General features: G+C 60.7%; 24 protein-coding genes. 7 read left to right on the top strand and 17 right to left on the bottom strand.

Features of this window, described 5'->3' with window-relative positions; translation table 11 throughout:
• Positions 1-40 precede the first annotated feature (40 nt).
• From ACMGF8_RS03245 to ACMGF8_RS03255, 3 genes are all read right to left on the bottom strand, one after another.
• Entirely contained in the window at positions 41-973 is a 933-nt protein-coding gene (locus tag ACMGF8_RS03245; protein ID WP_102862132.1) for an SdiA-regulated domain-containing protein, read from the bottom strand.
• Positions 974-1,135: 162 nt separating this feature from the next.
• Positions 1,136-1,801 carry a fumarylacetoacetate hydrolase family protein gene (locus ACMGF8_RS03250; protein WP_102862133.1) on the bottom strand — a complete coding sequence of 222 codons (666 nt, stop codon included), beginning with the start codon at positions 1,799-1,801 and terminating at the stop codon, positions 1,136-1,138.
• 43 nt (positions 1,802-1,844) lie between these two features.
• Entirely contained in the window at positions 1,845-3,239 is a 1,395-nt protein-coding gene (locus ACMGF8_RS03255) for an FAD-binding oxidoreductase (protein WP_115581162.1), read from the bottom strand.
• Between the two features lie 204 nt (positions 3,240-3,443).
• Between ACMGF8_RS03255 and serA the strand changes: the two genes are divergently transcribed.
• Positions 3,444-4,673, top strand: coding sequence for a phosphoglycerate dehydrogenase (gene serA / locus ACMGF8_RS03260; protein WP_011064084.1), 1,230 nt, complete (start codon positions 3,444-3,446; stop codon positions 4,671-4,673).
• A 123-nt stretch (positions 4,674-4,796) separates the two neighbouring features.
• Here serA and ACMGF8_RS03265 read toward each other — a convergent pair whose 3' ends face one another.
• Positions 4,797-5,234 carry a DUF4399 domain-containing protein gene (locus ACMGF8_RS03265; protein WP_102862135.1) on the bottom strand — a complete coding sequence of 146 codons (438 nt, stop codon included), beginning with the start codon at positions 5,232-5,234 and terminating at the stop codon, positions 4,797-4,799.
• 132 nt (positions 5,235-5,366) lie between these two features.
• On the opposite strand from ACMGF8_RS03265, the gene ACMGF8_RS03270 reads away from it, so the two are divergent.
• On the top strand, positions 5,367-6,152 hold the full coding sequence (locus ACMGF8_RS03270; protein WP_102862136.1) for a transporter substrate-binding domain-containing protein: 786 nt from the start codon (positions 5,367-5,369) through the stop codon (positions 6,150-6,152).
• A 151-nt stretch (positions 6,153-6,303) separates the two neighbouring features.
• Here ACMGF8_RS03270 and ACMGF8_RS03275 read toward each other — a convergent pair whose 3' ends face one another.
• Entirely contained in the window at positions 6,304-6,792 is a 489-nt protein-coding gene (locus ACMGF8_RS03275; protein ID WP_207166722.1) for a DUF523 domain-containing protein, read from the bottom strand.
• A 2-nt stretch (positions 6,793-6,794) separates the two neighbouring features.
• Positions 6,795-7,427 carry a 2OG-Fe(II) oxygenase gene (locus tag ACMGF8_RS03280; RefSeq protein ID WP_162884161.1) on the bottom strand — a complete coding sequence of 211 codons (633 nt, stop codon included), beginning with the start codon at positions 7,425-7,427 and terminating at the stop codon, positions 6,795-6,797.
• A gap of 162 nt (positions 7,428-7,589) precedes the next feature.
• Between ACMGF8_RS03280 and ACMGF8_RS03285 the strand changes: the two genes are divergently transcribed.
• Positions 7,590-8,342: a DUF2059 domain-containing protein gene (locus ACMGF8_RS03285; protein ID WP_102862138.1), complete on the top strand. Its 753-nt coding sequence runs from the start codon at positions 7,590-7,592 to the stop codon at positions 8,340-8,342.
• 147 nt (positions 8,343-8,489) lie between these two features.
• Here the strand turns inward: ACMGF8_RS03285 and ACMGF8_RS03290 are convergent, their stop codons facing one another.
• Positions 8,490-9,428 carry an alpha/beta hydrolase gene (locus ACMGF8_RS03290; RefSeq protein ID WP_416758673.1) on the bottom strand — a complete coding sequence of 313 codons (939 nt, stop codon included), beginning with the start codon at positions 9,426-9,428 and terminating at the stop codon, positions 8,490-8,492.
• Between the two features lie 111 nt (positions 9,429-9,539).
• Here ACMGF8_RS03290 and ACMGF8_RS03295 point away from each other — a divergent pair, with 111 nt between their 5' ends.
• Both ACMGF8_RS03295 and ACMGF8_RS03300 read left to right on the top strand, forming a co-directional pair.
• On the top strand, positions 9,540-10,118 hold the full coding sequence (locus tag ACMGF8_RS03295; RefSeq protein WP_110652454.1) for a DUF6436 domain-containing protein: 579 nt from the start codon (positions 9,540-9,542) through the stop codon (positions 10,116-10,118).
• A 107-nt stretch (positions 10,119-10,225) separates the two neighbouring features.
• Positions 10,226-12,634: a penicillin acylase family protein gene (locus ACMGF8_RS03300; RefSeq protein ID WP_416758675.1), complete on the top strand. Its 2,409-nt coding sequence runs from the start codon at positions 10,226-10,228 to the stop codon at positions 12,632-12,634.
• A 187-nt stretch (positions 12,635-12,821) separates the two neighbouring features.
• Here the strand turns inward: ACMGF8_RS03300 and ACMGF8_RS03305 are convergent, their stop codons facing one another.
• The 8 genes from ACMGF8_RS03305 to ACMGF8_RS03340 all read right to left on the bottom strand — a co-directional run bounded on the left by ACMGF8_RS03305 (position 12,822) and on the right by ACMGF8_RS03340 (position 22,007).
• Positions 12,822-13,712, bottom strand: coding sequence for an ABC transporter permease subunit (locus tag ACMGF8_RS03305; protein WP_102862142.1), 891 nt, complete (start codon positions 13,710-13,712; stop codon positions 12,822-12,824).
• A complete protein-coding gene (locus ACMGF8_RS03310) occupies positions 13,709-14,590 on the bottom strand; it encodes an ABC transporter permease subunit (RefSeq protein ID WP_177431301.1) in 882 nt (293 codons plus the stop codon). Before ACMGF8_RS03310 ends, ACMGF8_RS03305 begins: the two co-directional genes overlap by 4 nt.
• A 35-nt stretch (positions 14,591-14,625) precedes the next feature.
• A complete protein-coding gene (locus ACMGF8_RS03315) occupies positions 14,626-15,768 on the bottom strand; it encodes an ABC transporter ATP-binding protein (RefSeq protein WP_041120308.1) in 1,143 nt (380 codons plus the stop codon).
• 71 nt (positions 15,769-15,839) lie between these two features.
• Positions 15,840-16,934, bottom strand: a complete 1,095-nt coding sequence (locus tag ACMGF8_RS03320) for a polyamine ABC transporter substrate-binding protein (protein WP_110652456.1) — start codon at positions 16,932-16,934, stop codon at positions 15,840-15,842.
• 189 nt (positions 16,935-17,123) lie between these two features.
• Positions 17,124-18,221 (bottom strand): polyamine ABC transporter substrate-binding protein, encoded by a 1,098-nt coding sequence (locus tag ACMGF8_RS03325; protein ID WP_102862145.1) that lies wholly within the window; start codon positions 18,219-18,221, stop codon positions 17,124-17,126.
• A 185-nt stretch (positions 18,222-18,406) separates the two neighbouring features.
• Positions 18,407-19,771, bottom strand: coding sequence for an aspartate aminotransferase family protein (locus ACMGF8_RS03330; RefSeq protein WP_102862146.1), 1,365 nt, complete (start codon positions 19,769-19,771; stop codon positions 18,407-18,409).
• A gap of 56 nt (positions 19,772-19,827) precedes the next feature.
• Positions 19,828-21,186 carry a glutamine synthetase family protein gene (locus tag ACMGF8_RS03335; RefSeq protein ID WP_102862147.1) on the bottom strand — a complete coding sequence of 453 codons (1,359 nt, stop codon included), beginning with the start codon at positions 21,184-21,186 and terminating at the stop codon, positions 19,828-19,830.
• A 38-nt stretch (positions 21,187-21,224) separates the two neighbouring features.
• The gene (locus tag ACMGF8_RS03340; protein ID WP_102862148.1) at positions 21,225-22,007 is read right to left on the bottom strand and encodes a gamma-glutamyl-gamma-aminobutyrate hydrolase family protein; all 783 of its coding nucleotides are present in this window, start codon (positions 22,005-22,007) and stop codon (positions 21,225-21,227) included.
• Positions 22,008-22,285: 278 nt separating this feature from the next.
• On the opposite strand from ACMGF8_RS03340, the gene ACMGF8_RS03345 reads away from it, so the two are divergent.
• Positions 22,286-23,662: a glutamine synthetase family protein gene (locus ACMGF8_RS03345; protein WP_085581012.1), complete on the top strand. Its 1,377-nt coding sequence runs from the start codon at positions 22,286-22,288 to the stop codon at positions 23,660-23,662.
• Between the two features lie 133 nt (positions 23,663-23,795).
• A complete protein-coding gene (locus tag ACMGF8_RS03350) occupies positions 23,796-24,434 on the top strand; it encodes a TetR/AcrR family transcriptional regulator (protein WP_110594277.1) in 639 nt (212 codons plus the stop codon).
• Between the two features lie 4 nt (positions 24,435-24,438).
• Here the strand turns inward: ACMGF8_RS03350 and coaA are convergent, their stop codons facing one another.
• Positions 24,439-25,356 carry a type I pantothenate kinase gene (coaA, locus tag ACMGF8_RS03355; protein ID WP_416758681.1) on the bottom strand — a complete coding sequence of 306 codons (918 nt, stop codon included), beginning with the start codon at positions 25,354-25,356 and terminating at the stop codon, positions 24,439-24,441.
• A 120-nt stretch (positions 25,357-25,476) separates the two neighbouring features.
• Complete coding sequence (locus ACMGF8_RS03360) at positions 25,477-25,692, bottom strand: TOBE domain-containing protein (protein WP_011064106.1); 216 nt, start codon at positions 25,690-25,692, stop codon at positions 25,477-25,479.
• Positions 25,693-25,726: the final 34 nt, after the last annotated feature.

The raw sequence follows: 25,726 nt of genomic DNA on the forward strand, positions 1-25,726 counted from the left end.
AGCTTAATCGACGATCCGGCAAAGGCGCCGGACCAGGAGATCATTGCTTCTCGAAGCGATAGAACAGATTGGGCTCGCTGACCATGTACAGGTTGCCGGCCTCATCCATGGCCACGCCTTCGGCCCGGGGAATGGTGTTCTGCAGGCCGTTGAAGCCGCCGAGCAAGGCCATGAAGCTGACTTGCTCACCCTGCTCGTCCAGCTCCAGCAACAGATGAGAATCGGCGGACAGCACCAGGGTATGACCGGTGCGCGGGTCAATGCCCAGGGCCGAGAGGTTGCGCAAATCGAGCTCCTCACTGGCGAGTTTCTGTTTGCTGCCCTTGAGCACCTGGCTGCCATCGCTGCTCCAGGTGAAGAGTGCCGCTGGACGCTCCTCGCCCAACAGCAGTTGCTGCTTGCGCGGGTTCCAGGCAATGGCTTCAAAAGCCTTGTTCTGATCTTCCGAAGGGCCCAGGTCGTAGCGCGGAAAATCGGCGATATTCAGCTCTTTGGTACTGGCATCAACTTTGACGATCACCAGCGAATGCTGACGCTCATCGACTATCGCCAGTAAGCCATTCTCCAGGACTGCCACCCCTTCCGGGTTGCTCCAGCCCACCAGAGGGATCTTGCGCAGGACGTCGCCTTGCAGGGTCAGCTCCGCCAGGAACGGATGTTTGCCCATGACCGAAAATAAAGTTTTGGTCTGCGGGTTGTAGGAGAGATCCGACGCTTCATCGCTCTCCATGCCAGGCAGCGCCTTGGCATCGATGACCACGCGGTAACCGGGTAGCCAGATGCTGGCGCTGCGCTCGGAAGGACTGACAAACCGCTCCTGCACCCAGAGCGCGCCACGGTCGTCCCAATGCAGGAGACTGGCAACGCCATAGCAGATCACACCCGCCAGCAGCAGCCAGGAGTACCAGCGCATGCGCAGGCGAATACGCGACATACGACTGCCGAGAGGCTTAGTCAGGGGAGGAGCATCCATCACAAGAGTTCCAGAGGTCGGCCATGGTTAATAGCACGCAGTGTTCAGATCGGCGAACCATAGACCTAAGAATTATCCGGAACGAATGTGAAAAAACAGTAAAAGGCCATGATCTTTCTACGAGGTGTGCCGGATTCCCGGGTCCTCGTAGAAAGTTCCCGATCAACGGACGCTGCTGGTGAATCGACTGACGCCCGGCAGCTCCAGCACCAGTTCATCACCGACATTCAGCGGCCCGACGCCAACCGGGGTGCCGGTGAGAATTACATCGCCGGCCTGCAGGGAAAAGCAGCCGGCCATGTACTGGATCATCGGCACGATGGGATTGAGCATATCGCTGCTGTTGCCGTCCTGGCGTACCTCACCGTTGATGGTCAGGCGAATGCCGATATCCGTCAGGTCGGCAAAACTGCTGCCCACCACGAATGGCGCGATAACCGCCGCGCCATCGAACGACTTGGCGATTTCCCAAGGCAGGCCCTTGGCCTTGAGCTCGGCCTGCTTGTCGCGCAAGGTCAAGTCCAGGGCCGGGGCGAAACCGGAGATGGCGTCCAGCACTTCTTCGCGGCTGGGCTTGGTGGACAATGGCTTGCCGATCAGCACGGCGATTTCCGCCTCGTAGTGCACCGAGCCGCGCTCGGTGGGAATGGCAAAACCACCTTCCAGCGGCACCACGCAACTGCCGGGCTTGATAAACAGCAGGGGCTCCGTGGGAACCGGGTTGTCCAGCTCCTTGGCGTGCTCGGCGTAGTTACGACCGATGCAAACCACCTTGCCCAGAGGGAAATGAATCCGGGTACCGTCGACATACTGGTGCTGATAGCTCATTACCGACTCCTGCTCGTGTGCTTCATCAGGGCGCTGCTTGCACTCAAACAGCGAAGATCTTGCCCGGGTTCATGATGCCGTTCGGATCGAACACTGCCTTGACTGCCTTCATGTACTCGATCTCAACCGGCGAGCGGCTGTAGGTCAGGTAATCACGCTTGGTCATGCCCACGCCATGCTCGGCGGAAATCGAACCGTTGTACTTCTCGACGGTTTCGAATACCCACTTGTTGACCGTGGCGCACTTGGCGAAGAACTCGTCCTTGCTCAGGTTGTCCGGCTTGAGGATGTTCAGGTGCAGGTTGCCGTCGCCAATGTGACCGAACCAGACGATTTCGAAGTCCGGATAGTGTTTACCGACGATGGCGTCGATTTCCTTGAGGAAAGCCGGCACTTTCGAAACAGTGACCGAAATATCGTTCTTGTAAGGGGTCCAGTGGGAAATGGTCTCGGAGATGTATTCCCGCAACTTCCACAGGTTCTGCAACTGGGTTTCACTCTGGCTCATCACCCCGTCCAACACCCAACCCTGTTCGACACAATGCTCGAAGGTTTCCAGGGCGTGGTTGGCCACTTCTTCAGTGGTCGCTTCAAACTCCAGCAAGGCGTAGAACGGGCAGTCGGACTCGAAGGGAGCCGGCACGTCACCACGGGCCAGGACCTTGGCCAGGGCCTTGTCGGAGAAGAATTCGAAGGCGGTCAGGTCGAGCTTGCTCTGGAAAGCGTGCAGCACCGGCATGATCGAGTCGAAATCGGCGGTGCCAAGCACCATCGCGGTGAGGTTCTTTGGCGCCCGATCCAGACGCATGGTGGCCTCGACCACGAAGCCCAGGGTGCCTTCGGCGCCGATGAACAACTGGCGCAGGTCATAGCCGGTGGCGTTCTTGATCAGATCCTTGTTCAACTCCAGCACGTCGCCCTTGCCGGTCACCACTTTCATGCCGGCCACCCAGTTGCGGGTCATGCCGTAGCGAATCACCTTGATACCACCGGCATTGGTGCCGATATTGCCGCCAATCTGACTGGAACCGGCAGAAGCGAAGTCCACCGGGTAGTAGAGGCCGTTTTCTTCCGCCAGGTTCTGCAGTTGTTCGGTGACCACACCCGGCTGGCACACCGCCGTGCGATCCGTCAGGTTCAGGTCGAGAATCTGGTTCATGTAGTCGAAAGACACCACCACTTCGCCATTGGCTGCCACGGCGGCGGCCGAGAGCCCGGTACGTCCGCCGGAAGGCACCAGGGCCACCCGGTGCTGATTGGCCCAGCGCACGATGGCCTGAACCTGCTCGATGGTCTTGGGAAACACGATGGCCGTGGGGGCCGGGGCGAAATGCTTGGTCCAATCCTTGCCGTAAGCTTCCAGGGAGTCAGCGTCGGTCAGCACCTTGCCAGGCTCAACCAGGGTCTTCAGTTCATCAATCAGGGCAGGATTGGTCATCGACAGAACTCTCGAACAATTCATGGTCATCCTGAGAACGCTTCACGTCGCAGGAATGAGTGTTTAGCGGGGCGCGTATGCTAGCATACCGCCCCCGCAGGAGAGTGCCCAAGGGCCTTTCTGCGGTGGCGGTTGCATGCCGTCCAGGTCAGCTCAAGCTGTCCATTTCCCTGCCATTTTTCTCCGGGACACAGGTTTACGCAGATGAGCAAGACTTCTCTCGATAAGAGCAAGATCAAGTTCCTTCTCCTCGAAGGCGTCCACCAATCCGCTGTCGACGTCCTCAAGGCCGCCGGCTACACCAGCATCGAGTACCTCACCGGTTCTCTGCCGGAAGCCCAGCTCAAGGAAAAGATCGCCGATGCACACTTCATCGGCATTCGCTCCCGCACTCAACTGACCGAAGAGATCTTCGACCACGCGAAGAAACTGGTCGCAGTGGGTTGCTTCTGCATCGGCACCAACCAGGTTGACCTGTCCGCCGCTCGCGAGCGCGGCATCGCGGTGTTCAACGCGCCTTACTCCAACACCCGTTCGGTCGCCGAACTGGTACTGGCCGAGGCCATCCTGCTGCTGCGCGGCATCCCTGAGAAAAACGCTTCCTGCCACCGTGGCGGCTGGATCAAGAGCGCGGCCAACTCCTTCGAAATCCGCGGCAAGAAGCTGGGTATCGTCGGTTATGGCTCCATTGGTACTCAGCTGTCGGTCCTGGCCGAAGGCCTGGGGATGCAGGTGTTCTTCTATGACACCGTGACCAAGCTGCCACTGGGCAACGCCACCCAGGTGGGCAACCTGCACGAACTGCTGGGCATGTCCGACATCGTCACCCTGCACGTGCCGGAAACCGCGGCCACTCAGTGGATGATCGGCGAAAAGGAAATCCGTGCCATCAAGAAAGGCGGCATCCTGATCAACGCCGCTCGCGGCACCGTGGTTGAGCTGGACGCCCTGGCGGACGCGATCAAGGACAAGCACCTGATCGGCGCGGCCATCGACGTGTTCCCGGTTGAACCGCGCTCCAACGACGAAGAGTTCGAAAGCCCGCTGCGCGGCCTGGACAACGTGATCCTGACTCCGCACATCGGCGGCTCCACCGCTGAAGCCCAAGCCAACATCGGCCTGGAAGTGGCAGAGAAGCTGGTCAAGTACAGCGACAACGGTACTTCGGTCTCCTCGGTCAACTTCCCGGAAGTGGCGCTGCCGGCCCACCCAGGCAAGCACCGCCTGCTGCACATCCACGAGAACATCCCGGGTGTGATGAGCGAGATCAACAAGGTCTTCGCCGAAAACGGCATCAACATCTCCGGTCAGTTCCTGCAGACCAACGAAAAGGTCGGCTACGTGGTAATCGACGTCGACGCCGAGTACTCGGACCTGGCGCAAGAGAAGCTGCAGCACATCAACGGCACCATCCGTTGCCGTGTGCTGTTCTAAGAGCTGCGGCAAGTTTCAAGCTGCAAGCCATAACTGGCTTGCAGCTTGTAGCTGAAACCTTGCAGCTAGCTGCGCAAAAAAGGGAGCCCATCAAGGCTCCCTTTTTTTGCGCAGCGTTTACGATTATTTCACTATTACTGTGATTTTCTTGGAGACGATGACCGGGCTGAACGGCACGTGGTTCTTGTCGCCCAGCTCCAGCTGCAGGGTGTGCTTGCCCGGGGTCAGGGTCACTTCGGTCTCGGTCTGGGCCTTGCCGAAATGCAGGTGGTTGGCGTCCATCGGGATCGGCAGGTTCTCGGCCGGCAGTTGATCGACATCGATCAGCAGGTGATGGTGGCCGGTATTGGCGGTCTGATCGCCCGCCGGTGCCAGGGCAATGCCTTCAACGCCGAACTTGACCTTGAAGGTCTTGTCCACGGTGGCTCCATCAGCAGGTGAAACGATGAACACCTTGGCGCCCGCTGGTGCCTGAGTACGAGGAATATCCGCCGCGCCCGCCAGCATCGAAGCTCCAAGCAACAGACTGGCCAAGGCCGCACGGGACATAAAATTTTTCATTATCTTCTCCAGTTTTTCCGCAAATCTTTTACGGTTATGACAACTTCGTGGCGATTCGTTGTCGAAGGCACTCAACACCTTAGCAAAGCGAGCCTGAACGGCGCATCGCTCATATAAATTCAAGGAGTGACCATGCGTTTCCTGCCTGGCCTGATACTTTTGCTACCCCTTGTGAGCACTGGCGCTCAAGCCGAACTGATGGACGACATCAATGACCGCGGGGAACTGCGCATCGCCCTGGAAGCCAATACGCCACCTTTCAACTTCAAGGACGACGGCAAACTCACCGGCTTCGAGGTGGAGTTGGGGCAGTTGCTGGCCAGTGAGCTGGACGTGCGCGCGGACTTCGTGGTGACCGCGGCGGCCGAGTTGCTGCCAGGTGTGGAGAGCGGCAAGTTCGACGTGGCCATCAACCACATAGCAGTGACCCCGGAACTCAAGGATCGTTTCGATTTCAGCGAGCCCTATAGCTATTCCAGCGCCCAGTTGATCGTGCGCAAGGAAGAACAACGCCCGCTGCTCTCCCTCCAGGCCCTGCGTGGCCAGGCGCTGGGCGTGGCTCAGGGCAGCCAGTTCGTTGATCAGGCACGGACCGTGGAAGGCATCAACCTGCGCAGCTATGCCGATGCCCAGCAACCGATCAAGGATGTGGCGGACAAACAGATCGACGCGGCCATCAGCGACCGCCTGCTGATTCCCTACGCCATTCGCGACAGTCGCCTGCCAGTCAAGGAAGGCGCCAAGGTGGGCCCGACCCTGAGCCTGGCGATTCCCTTCCAGAAAGGAAACCCGGCGTTCCAGGCGAGCCTGGACAGCGCCCTGCAGCGAATCAAGGCCGATGGGCGATTGATGGCCCTGTCGGAAAAATGGTTCGGCATGGATGCCAGCAAACCGCCCAAGAGCGACGCCGGGCAGTAAACGACACAACCTGCCGGATTGACCTGTAGCCGCTGCCGCAGGCTGCGAACGGCCCGAAGGAACGCAGGGATTTGGCCGCTAGAGGTCGGCGAGAGACCGCCAGGCAAGGCTCTGCGAGCCTTTTCGCAGCCTCGCCGGGGCTCGGCAGCGGCTACAAGGACAATGTGGCCAGGGCGGCAGCGGCTTCGGGGAGTTGCAGTTCGCTGAAGACCTGAACCCCGTGCCGCTTCAGCAAAGCCGCGGTCACCCCTTCGCCCTGGACTTTGACCCCGCTGAAGGTGCCGTCGTAGGTCAGCAGGTTGCCGCAGGATGGGCTGTTGGCCTTGAGCACGGCAACGCGAATCCCGTGCTGTTCCACCAGCTCAAGCGCCTGGCGCGCCCCAGAGAGGAACTGGGCGCTGACATCTTCGCCTTCCGTGGTCATCACCGGTGCCCGCCCTGCAAGCACATCGCCGCCCTGACCACCGGGAATCTCCGCCGCCGCCCGTGGCGTCGGCAAGCCACCGGCCACTTCCGGACAGAGCGCAACCACCCGCCCCTCTTGCAGCCAGGCGGCCAGTTGATCAAACGGGCCGCTGGCGCCGCCGTCGTAACGTACGCGGTGGCCCAACAGGCAGCGGCTGACCAGGATCTTGTGCATGTTCAGAACGGCTCGTTGCCACGACGCCGGAACCAACCGGTCAAGGACAGGCGCTCCCGGGTCGCTGGGAGGACTTCATGGGGTACCTCGCCAGAGAGAAACACCACTAGCCGGCCCCCGACGGGGGCTACATCGTATGGTTCCTGATCGTTCAGGTACATGCGCAGTTGCCCGCCGTGTTCGGGCAACCATTGCGAGTTGAGGTAGATCACTGCCGACACCATGCGCCGGTCGTCATCGCGAAAGCGATCCACGTGACGCTTGTAGAAGGCGCCCGGCGGGTACATCGCGAAGTGACATTCGAAATCCTCAAGCCCGAGAAACAGGCCTCGATTGAGGGCCTCGCGCAGGCTGTCCATCAACCCCAGATAGGTATCGACGGCCTCGGCCTGGCCGGGCTCGAGCCACTGGATATGGTCGCCGCGAATACCCTCGCGTATTTCCTGAGCCGGGCCTCGCCCTACCGCCGCAGGCGCCAGTTCACCTTCTATTGCACGTTTACGGCACTCAGCCGCCAGTTCGAGGGTCAGACCCTCGGGCAGGAAAATATTCTGCTGCGACCAGCCACAGGCGGCCAGGTCGTCGACGATACGCAACAACAGCGGATGATCAGAGGGTATTTGCATGGCGCGCATAGTATCCAGCATCAGATAAATCTGACAGAGCCACAGAGCGGAGGATCACGCATTTTTTTCCAATGCACTTTCCACTCATTACTTTAGCGGGCGATCCTGATACGAATTCTCGACAACCATCGCCTTGCCCCGGAGAATAGTCGCCTGCTGACAGGAGTCCTTATGCGCCGTTTGCTTTTCTCACTGTTGATGTTCTGCGCCTTGCCTGCCTGGGCAGACAGCCACGACCAGTTGTACAAGGTCGCCGGTTGGCCGGAACAGCGCGCGCATTTCAACGATGCCCTCAGCGCCGCCCAGCAGCGCTACCAGAACAGCTTGCCGCCAGCGGTCTACCAGGCCCTGGTGGACAACAGCAACCAGCGCTTTGCGCCCCAGGCCGTGGACCGTCGCGCCGAAGAGCAACTGCGCCGGCATCTCGCCAATCCCGCCCCCGCCCTGGCTTTCTTCCAGTCGCCCCTGGGCCGCAAGATCGTCGCCGCCGAACTGCTGGCCACCCGTCGCGACCAGTTGGCCAAGAATGCTCAGGGCCTGCCGAAGATGCAAGTCAGCGATAACCGCCAATTGATCATCGGCCACCTGGCCCAGGCACTGCCGGCCAAGGAGGCCGGCGCGGAAGTCAGCCTGGCGATCGCCGGAGTCGCCGCAGACAGCCTGAGCCAGATGATTCCCGGCCTGCTGGGAGGGGGGCAGGCCCAGGGCATGCTCAACGGTCAGCGCCAGCGATTGATGCAGCAGATCGGCAACGACCTGAACAACACCCTGCTGTACGTTTACCGGGACCTGTCCGACACCGAGCTGGAAGAGTTCGCAACCTTCGCCGAATCCACTGAGGGCAAGGCCTATTACCAGGCAGCCTTGGCAGCGATTCGCGCCGGTCTGGCGGTCGGCCAGAGCACCTCCAGCCTCGCCCCCTGATCCAGCCAACTCACCTGTAGCCGCTGCCGAGCCCGCGAGGCTGCGCAAAGCTCCGCAGGACCTTGCCTGGCAATCCAGCGCCGAACCTCCAGCGACTCTTCGGGCCGTTCGCAGCCTACGGCAGCGGCTACACCCATCTCCCGGGGCTCAGACGTGCTGGGTCAGAAAGGCGAAGTACTGATCGCGGTACAAGGGAATTTCATTGGCCAGGTGATGCCGCGCCTCCGGCAGCATCAAGACCTCGGGGGCCGTGAACTTACCGCGAATCACTTGCAGGTTGTGCTCCCAATCCACCGTCATGTCCGCCTGCCCCTGCACGATCAGCGGCTGCCTTGAACTGCGCGGGGCCGCTTCCAGCCGCTTGATCCAACGCGCCAACGCGCCGACCCAGGCAGTGGGCAAACGTTGTGGCTGCAACGGATCGGCCTGAAGGAAGGCAAGAAAATCCGGATCGTTGGAGTTCTCGCTGAAGCGCCGGGCAATGCCGCTGACAAATGGCCGCAACAGGTAATAGCTGAGCATCGACCAGCCCCAGGCCCGCGGCCGTACCAAGGGCGAGAGCAGCACCACTTGCCCCTGGGCCGGGCTCTCGGCGCCCTGGTTGAGCAAGTGATCCATGATGATCGCGCCACCGGTGCTTTGCCCGAACAAGTGCCAGGACTGGGGCAACTCCAGAGACCGCGCCTCGGCGAACAGGCCTTGCAGTACCTGTTGATACACCGCGAAATCATCGATGCTGGCGCGCTCGCCACTGGACAGGCCGTGCCCGGGCAGGTCACAGGAAATCACCACGAAGCGGCGCTGCAGAGCCCACTCGATCACATGCCGGTACAAGCCCATGTGATCGTAGAAACCGTGGAACAGAAACAGCGTTGCCTGTGGCTGTTCCGGCCACCACACCTGCGTGACCACCTCGTAGCCCTCCACTTGAAAGCGCCCCAGGCGACTGCGTGGCACGAGCGCCCGTCCGGCGAAGTCCAGCCCATAGAAGCGCTGATAGGCCTGGGCCTCCACCGACAAGGGCTGCCCAGCCACCAGAGGTTGCAGACTGGCACGCAGGTGGTCGGGGTCGAAGGTCACGGACATGGGATTTTCCAAAGCGGGGGGCACCGGGGATAAAACAGGCTTTCTAGGCCTGCGATATTCATCTGTCGCGGCAAGCATGGCAAGCTACGCGACCTTCGAGGACCGATCTTAATGCGCCAGCCTTACCGCACCTCCCTGCTTGCCAGCCTGCTCGTCCTGATCTGCGCCGTGGTGCTGTGGTGCGCCTACGACTGGTTCCAGGGACGCTATCTGCGGGCCTTCAGTGAGCACACCGCGGTGTTCTCCGGCGACCCGCTGCAACTACCCGCCGAGCTGGCCGGCCCCGGCGCCATCCGCCTGGTGCACTTCTGGGACCCGGCCTGCCCCTGCAACGTCGGCAACCAGCAGCACCTGGCTGAACTGATCGAAACCTATGGTCCGCGGGGCGTGGAGTTCTATTCCGTGCAGAAGCCCGGCAGCCAAGGCCAACTGCCCGCCACCCTGGGCCGCCTGAAGCCCCTCGACAGCCTGCCCGGTGCCGAACAGATTCCCGCCAGTCCGGCGGTGGCGATCTGGGACCGCAACGGCAAGCTGGCCTACTTCGGGCCCTACAGCGAAGGCCTGACCTGCAACTCCAGCAACAGCTTCATCGAGCCTATCCTCCAGGCGCTCGAGAACCATCGCCAGATCAATGCCACCCACACCCTGGCGGTAGGCTGCTACTGTCCCTGGCCAGTCACTGCCAATTAAGGCATTCGCGACTATTCAAGGACTGCCTCCTGCGCGAGGCCCATGACTTGTGCTAAATCTCTGCTGCTCTTCCAGGGCGGCACTGAAAACAACAGCAAGGAGCCCGCATGAAACGCAGCCTGACCGTCGTCGCTGTCCTGATCCTCGCCCTGCTGGCGGGTGTCGTCGGTTATCTCTACAGCAAGCAGCCGACGCGGCAGGGCCAGGTGGAAGTCCGTGGCCTGCAAGGCTCGGTCACTGTGCGTTACGACGAGCGTGGCGTGCCCCATATCCGCGCGGAGAACGAAACCGACCTGTATCGCGCCCTGGGTTACGTCCACGCCCAGGACCGACTGTTCCAGATGGAAGTCTTGCGGCGCCTGTCCCGGGGCGAACTGGCAGAGGTCCTGGGGCCCAAGCTACTGGATACCGACAAACTGTTCCGCAGCCTGCGCATCCGCGAGCGCGCTGACAGCTATGTGGCCGGGCTCGACCGTCAGTCTCCCGCCTGGAAGGCCCTGGAAGCCTATCTGGATGGCATCAACCAGTATCAGGAGAGCCACGCCAGCCCCATGGAGTTCGATGTCCTGGGCATCCACAAGCGGCCATTCACCGCAGAAGACACCGTCAGCGTCGCCGGCTTCATGGCCTACAGCTTCGCCATGGCCTTTCGCACCGAACCGCTCTTGACCTACATCCGCGACCAGTTGGGCAACGATTACCTGAAGGTCTTCGACCTCGACTGGCAGCCCAAGGGCGTGCTGGCCAAAGGCAAGCCGCAACCTTCACAGCCCCTGGCCGCTGTCGACTGGCAGGACCTGGGGCAGATCGCCCTCCTGAGCCAGCAAGCCCTGAGCGAGGCCGGACTGCCGCAATTTGAAGGCAGCAACGCCTGGGCCGTGGCCGGCGCTCGAACCAAGAGCGGACGCCCGCTGCTGGCCGGCGATCCGCACATCCGCTACTCCCTGCCGTCGGTGTGGTACGAGGCGCAGCTTTCGGCACCGGGCTTCGAGCTCTACGGCCATCATCAGGCCCTGGTGCCCTTCGCCTTCCTGGGCCACAACCTGGACTTCGGCTGGAGCCTGACCATGTTCCAGAACGACGATCTCGACCTGATCGTCGAGAAGGTCAACCCGGAAAACCCCAATCAGGTCTGGTTCCATGACAAATGGGTCGATCTGATCAGCAGCGAGCAGCAGATTGCAGTCAAGGGTCAGGCGCCGGTGACCCTGACCCTGCGCCAGTCGCCCCACGGCCCGATCATCAACGACATGCTCGGCACCACCGTGGGCAAGGCCCCGGTGGCCATGTGGTGGGGCTTTTTGGAAACCCCCAACCCGATCCTCGATGGTTTCTACCAGCTCAACCGCGCCGATACCCTGGCCAAGGTCCGAGCGGCCTCCGCCAAGATCCACGCCCCCGGCCTGAACATTGTCTGGGCCAACGCCAAGGGCGATATCGGCTGGTGGGCGGCGGCGCTGCTGCCCAAGCGCCCGACCGGGGCGAAACCGGCGTTCCTGCTCGACGGCAGCACCGCCATGGCTGACAAGGAGGGCTTCTACCCCTTTAGCGCCAACCCCCAGGAAGAGAACCCGGCCCGGGGCTATATCGTCTCCGCCAACTTCCAGCCCGTCTCCCCGACCGGCATGGAGATCCCCGGCTACTACAACCTCGCCGACCGGGGCCAGCAACTGGACCGTCAGCTCAGTGACAAAAGCGTGAAATGGGACCTGGAAAACACCCAGAAGCTGCAGCTGGGCACGACAACCGCCTACGGGCCGCGCGTGCTGGCACCGCTGTTGCCCGTGCTGCGGGAAGTGGTCGACGCCCCCGAGGAACTGAAACTGGTGGAGCAACTGGCCAAGTGGCAGGGCGACTACCCGCTGGACTCCACCAGCGCCACCCTGTTCAACCAATTCCTGTTCGAGCTGGCCAACGCCACCTTCCATGAAAAACTCGGCGACGCCTACTTCGACGCCCTGATCCAGGCCCGAGTGGTGGATGCTGCCCTGCCCCGGCTGGCGGCCGATCCCGATTCCCCCTGGTGGGACAACCGCACCACGCCCCAGCGTGAAAGCCGGGCCGACACGGTCAAGGTGGCCTGGCACGCCAGCATCGACCACCTCAAGCGCACCCTGGGCGCCAACCCCGCGCAATGGCGCTGGGGCAGCGCCCATACCCTGACCCACGGCCACCCGCTGGGGATGCAGAAGCCTCTGGACCGGGTATTCAACGTCGGCCCCCTGGACGCCCCAGGCAGCCATGAAGTGCCGAACAACCTCACTGCCAAGATCGGTCCGGCGCCCTGGTCCGTGGTGTATGGCCCCTCGACCCGGCGCATCATCGACTTCGCCGACCCGGCCCACAGCCTGACCATCAACCCGGTGGGCCAGAGCGGCGTGCTGTTCGACAAGCACTACGACGACCAGGCCGAGGCCTACATCGAAGGGGTCTACCAACAGGCGCACTTCAGCGAAGAGGAAGTCACCGCCAACACCCGCAGCACCCTGAAGCTGCTGCCGGCGCGCCGCCCCTGAGCGCCCCGCCCCGCAGGAGCTGGCTTGCCAGCGAAGAGGCCTGCAAGCCTGGCGTACATCTCGCGAACGCTTTCGCCGGCAAGCCGGCTCCTACGGCGAAACAGGCGGCATGAGGCAATAAAAAACCTCGCTCCCGGTTACGGGGCGAGGTTTTTTATTGCGAACCTGAGGTGTTGCGAACCTGAGGTCAGACCGCTTCCGGCGCCTGGGCCCGACGTACGTCCGGCTGCTTCCAGGAGTCGGCAGCACTTTCTTCGATGGCTTGCTGGATCGCGCGCTTGCGAGCTTCTTCGGCGCGGCGGCTGAAGAACCAGACCAGGAAGGTCACCAGGGACACCGCCAGCAGGATCAAGCTGGCCACGGCGTTGATCTCCGGTTTGACCCCCAGGCGCACCGCCGAGAACACTTCCATCGGCAAGGTGGTGGAGCCAGGGCCAGAGACGAAGCTCGCCAGGACCAGGTCATCCAGGGACAGGGCGAAGGACATCATGCCCCCCGCTGCCAGGGACGGCGCGATCATCGGGATGGTGATCAGGAAGAACACCTTCCACGGCCGCGCGCCCAGGTCCATGGCCGCCTCTTCGATGGACAGGTCAAGCTCGCGCAGGCGAGCCGACACCACCACCGCCACATAAGCTGCGCAGAACGTGGTGTGGGCAATCCAGATGGTGACGATGCCACGCTCCTGAGGCCAGCCGACCGCCTGAGCCATGGCCACGAACAGCAGCAACAGCGACAGGCCGGTGATCACTTCAGGCATCACCAACGGCGCCGTCACCAGGCCACCGAACAGGGTGCGTCCCTTGAAGTGAGTGATCCGGGTCAGGACGAACGCCGCCAGGGTGCCCAGGGCCACCGCGGCAACGGCGGTGTAGCAGGCAATTTCCAGGGAGCGCAGGACCGAGCCCATGAGTTGAGTGTTATCCAGCAGGCCGATGTACCAGTTGATCGACCAGCCGCCCCAGACCGTCACCAGTTTCGAGGCGTTGAACGAGTAGATCACCAGGATCAGCATCGGCAGGTAGATGAACAACAGGCCCAGCACCAGCATCATGCTTGAGAAACTGAAGCGCTTCATTCCTTGCCCTCCATTTCTTTGGCCTGACTGCGGTTGAACAGGATGATCGGCACAATCAGGATCGCCAGCATCACCACCGCCAGGGCGGATGCCACCGGCCAGTCACGGTTGTTGAAGAACTCTTGCCAGAGCACCTTACCAATCATCAGGGTTTCCGGGCCGCCCAAGAGTTCCGGAATCACGAACTCGCCCACCACCGGGATGAACACCAGCATGCAACCGGCGATGATGCCGTTCTTGGACAGCGGCACGGTGATCTTCCAGAAGCTGTTGAAGGTGCTCGAACCCAGGTCGGCCGCGGCCTCCAGCAGGCTGGTGTCGTGCTTCACCAGGTTGGCGTACAGCGGCAGGATCATGAACGGCAGGTAGGAATAGACCACGCCGATGTACACCGCGATGTTGGTGTTGAGGATCTGCAGCGGCTCGTTGATCCAGCCCATGGACAGCAGGAAGCCGTTGAGCAGGCCGTTGTTGCTGAGGATGCCCATCCAGGCATAGACCCGAATCAGGATCGCGGTCCAGGTCGGCATCATGATCAGCAGCACCAGCACCGTCTGCAGCTCTTTACGGGCACTGGCGATGGCATAGGCCATCGGGTAGCCGATCAGCAGGCAGAGGATGGTGCTGAAGAACGCCATCTTCAGCGAGCCCAGGTAAGCCGCGATGTACAGCTCGTCGTCGCCGAGCATCGCGTAGTTGCCCAGGTTGAGCAGCACCTGCAGCTTCTGGTCGACGTAGCTGTAGATCTCGGTATACGGCGGAATGGCCACGTCCGCTTCGGCGAAGCTGATCTTCAGCACGATGAAGAACGGCAGCATGAAGAACAGGAACAGCCAGATGAACGGAACCCCGATGACCAGCTGACGGCCACCGGGAATTATTCGATTGAGTCGGCGCTTGAGCTTTCGCATGTTCATGAGCGCAGTACCACGCCGCTGTCGTCTTCCCACCACACGTAAACCTGGTCACCCCAGGTCGGCCGGGCGCCGCGACGCTCGGCGTTGGCCACGAAGGACTGCACCAGCTTGCCGCTCGGCAGCTCGACGTAGAACACCGAGTGGCCGCCCAGGTAGGCAATGTCGTGCACCTTGCCGCTGGACCAGTTGTACTCGCAGGTCGGCATCTCGGCGGTCACCAGGAGCTTTTCCGGGCGGATCGCGTAGGTCACCGACTTGTCCTGCACCGAGGTACTGATGCCGTGGCCGACATAGATGCTGCGGTCCAGGTCCTTGCAGGTGATCAGGGCGTGACCTTCGGCATCGTCCACCACTTCACCTTCGAAGATGTTGACGTTGCCGATGAATTCGCAGACCAGGCGGCTGACCGGAGTCTCGTAGATATCGATCGGGCTGCCGATCTGGGCGATCCAGCCCAGGTGCATGATGGCGATGCGTTCGGCCATGGTCATGGCCTCTTCCTGGTCGTGGGTCACCATCACGCAGGTCACGCCTACGCGCTCGATGATCTCAACCAGTTCCAGCTGCATCTGCGAGCGCAGCTTCTTGTCCAGGGCGCCCATGGGTTCGTCCAGCAGCAACAGCTTGGGACGCTTGGCCAGGGAGCGAGCCAGGGCCACGCGCTGGCGCTGGCCACCGGACAGCTGGTGCGGCTTGCGCTTGGCATACTGGCTCATCTGTACCAGCTTGAGCATCTCCGCCACCCGGGCGTCGATTTCGGCCGCTGGGATCTTGTCCTGCTTGAGGCCGAAGGCGATGTTCTGGGCCACGGTCATGTGCGGGAACAGCGCGTAGGACTGGAACATCATGTTGATCGGCCGCTCATAGGGCGGCATGTCGGTGATGTCCACACCATCGAGGAAGATTCGCCCCTCCGTTGGCCGTTCGAAACCGGCCAGCATCCGCAGCAAGGTGGACTTGCCCGAACCCGAGCCGCCGAGCAGGGCGAAGATCTCGCCCTTCTTGATTTCCAGGGACACATCGTCCACGGCAACCGTCTCGTCGAACTTCTTCGTGACCCGGTCGATTTTGACCAGCACCTGCTTAGGTGTCTGGTCGCCCTCGAGGGCTTTCTTATAGGCGCCGGAGGCAACTGCCATTTGCGAAACTCCCAACAAAATTTGCAGCCCGCCCCACGTGGGCGGACCTTGGATAGTTTGAGCCTGTGGAACTACTTACCCGTCTTGACCTTGGTCCAGCTACGGGTCATCAAGCGTTGGATATTGGGTGGCAACTCGATGGACACGTAGGTCTTGTCGAGTACAGCTTGCGGTGGATAAACCGCTTCGTCAGTGCGAATGGACTGCTCCATCAGCTTGTCCGACCCGGGGTTGGGGTTGGCGTAACCGACGTAGTCACTGACCTGGGCAATCACCTCAGGTTGCAGCAAATAGTTGATGAAGGCGTGAGCCTCCTTGACGTTGGTCGAGTCCTTGGGGATCGCCAGCATGTCGAACCACAGGGCACCGCCTTCCTTCGGAATCGCGTAGGCGATGTTCACGCCCTTGCCAGCGTCGGCGGCCCGGGCCTTGGCCTGGAACACGTCGCCGGAAAAGCCGATGGCCACGCAGATATTGCCGTTGGCCAGGTCCGAGATGTACTTGGACGAGTGGAAGTAGGTCACGTAGGGACGCACCGCCAGCAACTTGGCTTCGGCCTTCTTGTAGTCCTGGGGGTTGGTGCTGTTGGCATCCAGGCCCAGGTAATTGAGGACCGTGGGCATCATTTCATCGGCAGAATCAAGGAAGGCGACGCCGCAGCTGTTGAGCTTCTTGATGTTCTCCGGCTCGAACAGCACGCTCCAGGAGTCGATCTTGTCCACGCCCAGCACGGCCTTGACCTTGTCGACGTTGTAGCCAATGCCATTGGTGCCCCACAGGTACGGCACCGCGTACTGGTTGCCCGGGTCGTTCATCTCCAGACGCTTGAGCAGCGCCGTATCGAGATTGGAGTAGTTAGGCAGCAGGCTCTTGTCGAGTTTCTGGAAGGCCCCGGCCTTGATCTGTTTGCCCAGAAAGTGGTTGGACGGCACCACCACGTCATAACCGGTACGACCGGCCAGCAACTTGCCTTCCAGGGTTTCGTTGGAATCGAAAACGTCATACACCGGTTTGATGCCCGTGGCTTTTTCAAATTCGGCCAGGGTGTTCTGACCGATGTAGTCGGACCAGTTATAAATATGCACGGTCGGTGCAGCCTGCGCGCCAGCCACCAGCGTCAGGCTGGCGGCGACCAGCATGGCTTTGCGAAATAAAGAAATAGGCAAGTGGAGGTCCTCTTAAATAGTTGGGCCCAAGTTGCCCCGCGCTACCTGACAGCCTCCGAGCTGCCCAGCAACAAAACCGGCGCGCAACTTACCCTCGATAAACCAATCCAGCAAAACTTTCTGTCATTTAATTGTTACCTGTTGCCGCCCTCGCCACGATGACGGCAACAGGTCGTGCTGCAAATTGGCTTATTTGCCGGATTTGATCTTGGTCCAGCTGCGGGTCAGGATGCGCTGGGTCGCGGCCGGCAGGTCAGCAATCGCGTACAGCTTGGCCTGTACGTCAGCTGGCGGGTAAACGCCCGGGTCGCTGGTGATGTCTTTATCGACCAACGGGGTTGCAGCCGCGTTACCGTTGGGGAAACGCACGGCGTTGGTGATTTCGGCCATGACTTCAGGCTTTTGCAGGAAGGTCATGAACTTGTAGGCGCCGTCGACGTTTTCCGCGTCTTTAGGGATGGCGACCATGTCGTAGAAGCTGCCAGCACCCTCTTTCGGAATGTTGTAGCTGACCTTGACCTTGTCACCGGCTTCGGCGGCACGGGCCTTGGCCTGATAGATATCGCCCGAGTAACCCACGGCGACGCAGATATTGCCGTTAGCCAGGTCGGAGATGTACTTGGACGAGTGGAAATAGGCGATCGAAGGACGGATCTTGAGGAACAGGGCTTCGGCTTCAGCCAGTTGCTTCTTGTCCTGACTGTCGGTCGGGTAGCCCAGGTAGTGCAGCGCCACCGGAATCATCTCGGTTGGCGAATCGAGGAAACTGACGCCACAAGCCTTCAACTTCTCGGCGTTTTCCGGCTTGAACAGCAGGTCCCAGGAGTTGGTCGGTGCGTCGGCACCCAATACCGCCTTGACCTTCTCGGCGTTGAAACCGATGCCGATCGAACCCCACATGTAAGGGAAGGCGTGCTTGTTGCCCGGGTCGCTCACCGATACCGCCTTGAGCAGCGATTCGTTGAGGTTTTTCCAGTTCGGCAACTTGGACTTGTCCAGTTCCTGATAGACACCGGCCTTGATCTGCTTGGCCAGGAAGTTGTTGGAAGGCACGACTACGTCGTAACCGGATTTGCCGGCGAGCAACTTGGCTTCCAGGGTTTCGTTGCTGTCGAACACGTCATAGACCACTTTGATGCCCGACTCGGCTTCAAATTTCTTGATGGTGTCCGGGGCGATGTAATCGGACCAGTTATAAACGTGCAGTACTTTATCGTCCGCCTGCGCTGCCGCCGCCATCACGCCCATCAGGGACATGGCGAGGAGGGTCTTGCCAGCTAACTTCATACCTAATGCCTTCATGCGTAATGCTCCAATTATTCTTTTTTAACCACTCGCTCAGCGGCCAGTCTCAGGGCAACCAAAACGGCGGGTAGTCTGGCAAGATCCAAGGCCGGCTTTCAAGGAAAGACCCATCCTTTATATCTGCTTCGAGCGCCGTGCCCGCAAGCACCACGCTCAAAGCCTAGCACTCAGTTCTGCAGCACACTCAAGGTCAGATCCAGGCACTTGCGCGCCTTGGCCACCAGTTCGTCGATCTCCGCCTCGCTGATCACCAGCGGTGGCGCAATGATCATGGTGTCGCCCACGGCACGCATGATCAGACCGTTATCGAAGCAGAACTGTCGGCAGATCATGCCCACGCCGCGGCCTTCATAGCGCGCGCGGGTGGCCTTGTCCTTGACCAGCTCGATCGCCCCCAGCAGGCCTACCCCGCGAACCTCACCCACCAACGGATGATCACTCAGCTCACGCAGACGTTTCTGCAAATAGGGTGCCGCTTTTTCGTGGGCGCGCTGGATAATTTTTTCATCGCGCATGATGCGGATGTTTTCCAGGGCCACGGCTGCGGCCACCGGATGGCCGGAGTAGGTGAAACCGTGGTTGAAATCGCCGCCCTCGTTGAGCACCGCCACCACTTCGTCACGGACAATCAGGCCGCCCATGGGGATGTAGCCGGAGGTCAGACCCTTGGCGATGGTCATCATGTCGGGCTTGAGGTCGTAGAAATCGCTACCGAACCACTCACCGGTGCGGCCGAAGCCACAGATCACTTCGTCGGCGACGAAGAGGATGTCGTACTTGGCGAGGATTTCCTTGATCCGCGGCCAGTAGCTGTCCGGCGGCACAATCACGCCGCCAGCGCCCTGGATCGGCTCGGCGATAAAGGCACCGACGTTATCCACACCCAGTTCCAGAATCTTCTCTTCCAACTGGTTGGCCGCCCAGATACCGAACTCTTCGGGGCTCATGTCGCCACCTTCACCGAACCAGTACGGTTGCGGGATATGAACGATACCCGGGATCGGCAGGTCGCCCTGTTCGTGCATGTAGGTCATGCCGCCGAGGCTGGCACCGGCCACGGTGGAACCGTGGTAGCCATTGACCCGGCTGATGATGGTCTTCTTGTTCGGCTGGCCCTTGATCGCCCAGTAATGGCGGACCATGCGCAGCATGGTGTCGTTGCCTTCGGAGCCGGAACCGGTGAAGAACACGTGGTTCATGCCTTCTGGCGCGATATCAGCGATCGCCTTGGACAGCTCCAGCACCGGCGGGTGGGCGGTCTGGAAGAACAGGTTGTAATAGGGCAGTTCGCGCATTTGCTTGCTGGCCGCTTCCGCCAGTTCATCACGGCCATAGCCAATGGCTACGCACCACAGGCCGGCCATGCCGTCGAGAATCTGATTGCCTTCACTGTCCCAGAGGTACACACCCTTGGCATGGGTGATGATCCGCGGCCCCTTCTCCTTCAATTGCTTGAAGTCACTGAAAGGCGCCAGGTGGTGATCACTGCTGAGGGTTTGCCACTCGCGGGTTTGCGGGTTTTTATGAGTCATCAATCTCTCCTAAGTGTCAGTGAAGGCGCCGCTGGGGGGCAGCGGCGCCCGGCGAATCAGACGGCGAACAGCAGGAATTCCCGCTCCCACGAACTGATCACGCGCTTGAAGTTTTCGTGCTCGGCCCGCTTCACCGCGACATAGCCGGTGATGAACTTCTGGCCCAGGTACTTCTCGATGGTCTTGCTGTTTTCCATACGCTCCAGGGCGTCCTCGATGGTCAACGGCAGGCGCAGGTTGCGTCGTTCATAACCACGACCGACCACTGGCGCGCTCGGGTTGTGGCCTTCGACCATGCCGATGAAACCGCACAGCAGGCTGGCAGCAATGGCCAGGTAAGGGTTGGCGTCGGCGCCCGGCAGGCGGTTTTCCACCCGACGGTTCTGCGGTCCGGCATCCGGCACCCGCAGGCCCACGGTGCGGTTCTCTTCGCCCCACTCGACGTTTACCGGCGCCGAGGTATCGGGCAGGAAGCGGCGGAACGAGTTGACGTTGGGAGCGAACAGCGGCAGCAACTCGGGGATGAACTTCTGCAGCCCGCCAATGTGGTTGAGGAACAGCTGGCTCATGGTTCCGTCTTCGTTGGAGAAGACGTTCTTGCCGGTGTTGATGTCGATGATGCTCTGGTGCAAATGCATGGCGCTACCAGGCTCGCCGGTCATGGGCTTGGCCATGAAGGTGGCCGCCACGTCGTGCTTGAGGGCCGCCTCGCGCATGGTGCGCTTGAACACCAGGATCTGGTCGGCCAGGGACAGGGCGTCGCCGTGACGGAAGTTGATCTCCATCTGCGCCGTGCCGTCTTCATGGATCAGGGTGTCCAGGTCCAGCTCCTGCAGTTCGCACCAGTCGTAGACATCTTCGAACAGCGGATCGAATTCGTTGGCCGCTTCGATGGAGAACGACTGGCGACCGGTTTCAGGGCGGCCGGAACGGCCGATCGGCGGCTGCAGCGGGTAGTCCGGGTCGTCGCTGCGCTTGGTCAGGTAGAACTCCATCTCCGGCGCCACGATGGGCTGCCAGCCGTGGTCGGCGTAGAGCTTGAGCACCTTCTTCAAGACGTTGCGGGGCGACAGCTCGATAGGGTTGCCCTGCTTGTCGTAGGTGTCGTGGATCACCTGGGCAGTGGGTTCGATGGCCCAGGGCACGAGGTACACCGCGTTCTGGTCGGGGCGGCAAATCATGTCGATGTCCGCCGGGTCCAGCAACTCGTAATAGATGTCGTCTTCGACATAGTCGCCGGTCACGGTCTGCAACAGCACGCTCTCGGGCAGGCGCATGCCTTTTTCGGCAATGAACTTGTTGGTCGGCGAGATCTTGCCCCGGGTGATACCGGTCAAGTCGCCGATCATGCATTCGACTTCTGTGATCTTGTGGTCTTTCAACCAATCGGTGAGCTGGTCGAGGTTGTTACTCATAAATGCCTCTAGGCTGAGTTTCCTGACTCTCTATTAAGTCAGGCGTTGTGTGACGCTTCGGCGTCGCGTTGTTTTGCCCGTTTGCGGCAGGCATCACCAAAAGCCTGGAAGATGGCCAGATAGTGAGGATTGCAGCTTACCTGCCATTCGGGGTGCCATTGCACCCCCAAAGCAAATGCCTTGCCTCCCTCGACCGAGATGGCTTCCACCAGACCGTCAGGCGCCAGCGCCTCGACCCGCAGGCCCGGCGCCAGACGTTCAACGCCTTGAGCATGAATCGAGTTGACTTGAATCTTCTGCGGCAGGCCCAGATTTGCCAGGACCCCACCCGCCTGGACGTGCAAATCATGGGCAGGCGCGTACCAGGCATCCAGGGGCTGACCAGGCTCGTCATCATGGCGGTGATCCATGAACGGCTGCACGTCATGCACGTTCTGATGAAGGCTGCCGCCCAGGGCTACATTCATTTCCTGGAATCCACGACAGATGCCCAGCACCGGAACACCGGCTTCGACGGCGGCATTCAACAGCGGCAGAGTGGCCGCGTCCCGTGCAGAATCATGAGCAGTGCCCGGCGCGCTGGCAGGCCCCTGGTAATGGAAAGGTTCGATATTGGAGGGAGAACCGGTAAAGAGGATGCCGTCCAGACCGTCCAGAATATCGGACGGGGAAAGCAACTGCGCCACGGACGGAAGAATCACCGGCACGCCCTGGGCTGCGCTGGCTACTGCCTGTACATACTCGTCGCCACTGATGTGATAGGCATGCAGACCGATCTGCCTGGAGCAGGCGGTGATGCCGATTAACGGCAGGCGAGACATGAAACACCCCGGTATTATTGCTGTTATGGGTTTGATTCGAGCTTAGCCTTGTTCATTTTTTTACACAACACCCCCGTAAAAAATACAACACGGCCCGCTCAAGTCTGCGCTACCCGAGGCAGTCGAGTCCCAAAAAACGCCCTGTTTTGCCCCAAAAGAGCCTCGCCAGCCCTTTATTAGGGCGTAAAGAGCCTTACTTGACTTCGGCATGCCGTTCGGGTTGACTGAAACCAGAAAAGATCAATGATTGATATTTTTAACAACAAAGGTGTTGCATCATGTCGGTACCCCCGCGTGCCGTTCAGCTCAACGAAGCGAACGCGTTCCTTAAGGAACATCCTGAGGTTCTGTACGTTGACCTTCTGATTGCGGATATGAATGGTGTGGTGCGCGGCAAGCGCATCGAACGCACCAGCCTCCACAAGGTTTACGAGAAAGGCATCAACCTGCCGGCCTCCCTGTTTGCCCTGGATATCAATGGCTCTACGGTGGAAAGCACCGGCCTGGGCCTGGACATCGGCGATGCTGACCGAATCTGCTATCCAATCCCCGATACCCTGTGCAACGAGCCCTGGCAGAAGCGTCCTACCGCGCAACTGCTGATGACCATGCACGAGCTTGAAGGCGATCCGTTCTTCGCCGATCCACGAGAAGTACTGCGCCAGGTCGTGGCCAAGTTCGACGAACTGGGACTGACCATCTGCGCCGCCTTCGAACTGGAGTTCTACCTGATCGACCAGGAGAACGTGAACGGCCGTCCACAACCGCCACGTTCGCCGATCTCCGGCAAACGCCCGCACTCCACCCAGGTCTACCTGATCGACGATCTCGACGAATACGTCGACTGCCTCCAGGACATTCTGGAAGGTGCCAAGGAACAAGGCATCCCGGCCGACGCCATCGTCAAGGAAAGTGCCCCGGCACAATTCGAAGTCAACCTGCACCACGTGGCCGACCCGATCAAGGCATGCGACTACGCGGTACTGCTCAAGCGCCTGATCAAGAACATCGCCTACGACCATGAGATGGATACCACCTTCATGGCCAAGCCTTACCCAGGCCAGGCGGGCAACGGTCTGCACGTCCACATTTCGGTTCTGGATAAAGATGGCAAGAACATCTTTGCCAGCGAGGATCCCGAGCAGAACGCCGCACTGCGTCACGCGATCGGCGGTGTGCTCGAGACCCTGCCGGCGCAGATGGCCTTCCTCTGCCCGAACGTCAACTCCTACCGTCGTTTCGGCGCACAGTTCTATGTGCCGAACTCGCCGAGCTGGGGCCTGGACAACCGCACCGTGGCCCTGCGGGTGCCGACCGGTTCGGCCGATGCCGTGCGCCTGGAACACCGGGTCGCCGGCGCCGACGCCAACCCGTACTTGTTGATGGCCTCGGTCCTGGCGGGCGTGCACCACGGCCTGACCAACAAGATCGAGCCACCGGCGCCGACCGAAGGCAACAGCTACGAGCAGAACGAGCAGAGCCTGCCGAACAACTTGCGCGATGCCCTGCGCGAGCTGGACGACAGTGAGGTAATGGCCAAGTACATCGATCCGAAGTACATCGATATCTTCGTGGCCTGCAAAGAGAGCGAGCTGGAAGAGTTCGAACACTCCATCTCCGACCTCGAGTACAACTGGTACCTGCACACCGTTTAAGCGGTTGTTGCAAAAAAAACGCCGCGGAGCTGACAGCCCCGCGGCGTTTTTTTGTGCTACTGATCCATGGCCGGCGGATACAGGAATTCTGACGCTCTCGCGTACAATGCCCGCTGCCCAGTAGGAGACACCGATGACGCGCACCGCCCCTCTTCGCAAACCCCGTGCACGCAGCCAGGCCCGGATCGACTCGATACTCGACGCCGCCCGGACCCTGCTCGCCAGCGAGGGTGTGGCCAGCCTGTCGATCTACAGCGTGGCCGAACGGGCGCAGATTCCACCGTCCTCGGTCTATCACTTCTTCGCCAGTGTCCCGGCCCTGCTGGAAGCCCTGACCGCCGATGTCCACGCAGCGTTTCGCGCCTGCCTGCAAGCGCCCATCGACCACGACCGGCTCGACAGTTGGCGGGACCTGTCACGCCTGGTCGAACAACGCATGCTCGACATCTACGGCGAGGACGCGGCGGCCCGCCAGTTGATCCTTGCCCAGCACGGTTTGACGGAAGTCACCCAGGCCGATCGCCAGCACGACATTGAGCTGGGTGACCTGATGCACAAGCTGTTCAATCACCACTTCGAGCTGCCGACACTGCCCCAGGATGTGGATGTATTCGCCCTGGCCATGGAGCTGGGAGACCGGGTGTACGCGCGATCGGTGCAGCAGCACGGGCAGATCACCCCGCGCATGGCGGAGGAAGGCATGCGGGTCTTCGATGCCTACCTGAGCCTTTACTTGCCGCCCTACCTGCCCAAGCGCCCAACGCCGCTCTGAGCGCTCACACCTGCCGCAGCAGCAACCTGTCGATGCTGTGATCCGCTGATTTGTGAATGATCAGGTTCGCCCGTTCCCGGGTCGGCAGGATGTTTTCGACGAGATTCTTCAGATTGACCCGGTCCCAGGTATCGGACGCCACCGACAAGGCGTCAAGGTCCGAAAGCCCCTTGTACTTGTTGAAATAGGAATCTGCCGCCTGAAAAGTGGTGTTCTTCAAGTAGACAAAGCGCTCCAGGTACCAGGCTTTGATCGCCTCCTCGGACGCATCGACGTAAATGGAGAAGTCGATGAAATCCAGGGAGCTCAGGCCTTGCCCCTGCTCCCCCTGCAGTACATTCAGGCCTTCGAGGATGATGATGTCCGGAGCCTCCACCGACTGCGCCTCATCGGCCAGGATGTCGTAGCGGACGTGGGAGTAGATGGGGATCTTCACGGACTCACCCTTCCTGCACACCGATTGCAGAAAATCCACGAACAACGGCTCATCGTAGGACTCGGGAAATCCCTTGCGGTGCAGGATATTTTTTTCCTGAAGGGTCGCCAGGGGGAAAAGAAAGGAGTCCGTAGTCACCAGATGCACATTGGGCTTGTCCGGCCAATAGGCCAGAAGGGCCGCCAGGACCCTGGCAAAACTGCTTTTGCCCACCGCGACACTGCCGGAAACACCTATGACATAAGGCGCCTTGAAACCTGCCTGGGGGGCCTTGAGTGACTCTACCTGGGCCGCATGCAAATGCAGCAGGCGCGACAGCGGGAGCAGGATCTGCCTCACCTCCTCGGGCGCCATGGGCTGGGTCGGACTGGTCAGCGTCTCCATCTCGGACGGTGACAGACTCATGGGTTCTGCGGCCCGCAGAGCTGACCAGCGCTCGCGATCAAACTCCAGATACCCTACGTTTGGACCCTGCTCTGTTGTCATGTTTGTACTGTTCAGGCCTTGCCGAAAGCAGGGAAAGTATCAAATCTGACCGTTATTTACAGCGTCCATGAAAAAAGCCCCGAAGGACTTGCACCCTTCGGGGCTGTTGCACTGCATCGCTCACAACTTGGCGATCGACACCTCGGTGGATTTCACGAAGGCAATCACCTCGCTGCCGATGGACAGTTCCAGCTCCTTGACCGAGCGGGTGGTGATCACCGAAGTGACAATCCCGGAAGCCGTCTGCACATCGATTTCCGACAGCACATCACCTTCGACGATTTCCTTGATGGTGCCTTTGAACTGATTGCGTACGTTGATGGCTTTAATGGTCATGGTATTTCTCCTGGGGTCGAATATGAGTCGCTGT

The sequence above is a fragment of the Pseudomonas sp. BNK-7 genome (assembly GCF_048072025.1).
In the GTDB taxonomy this organism is placed as follows: domain Bacteria; phylum Pseudomonadota; class Gammaproteobacteria; order Pseudomonadales; family Pseudomonadaceae; genus Aquipseudomonas; species Aquipseudomonas danubii.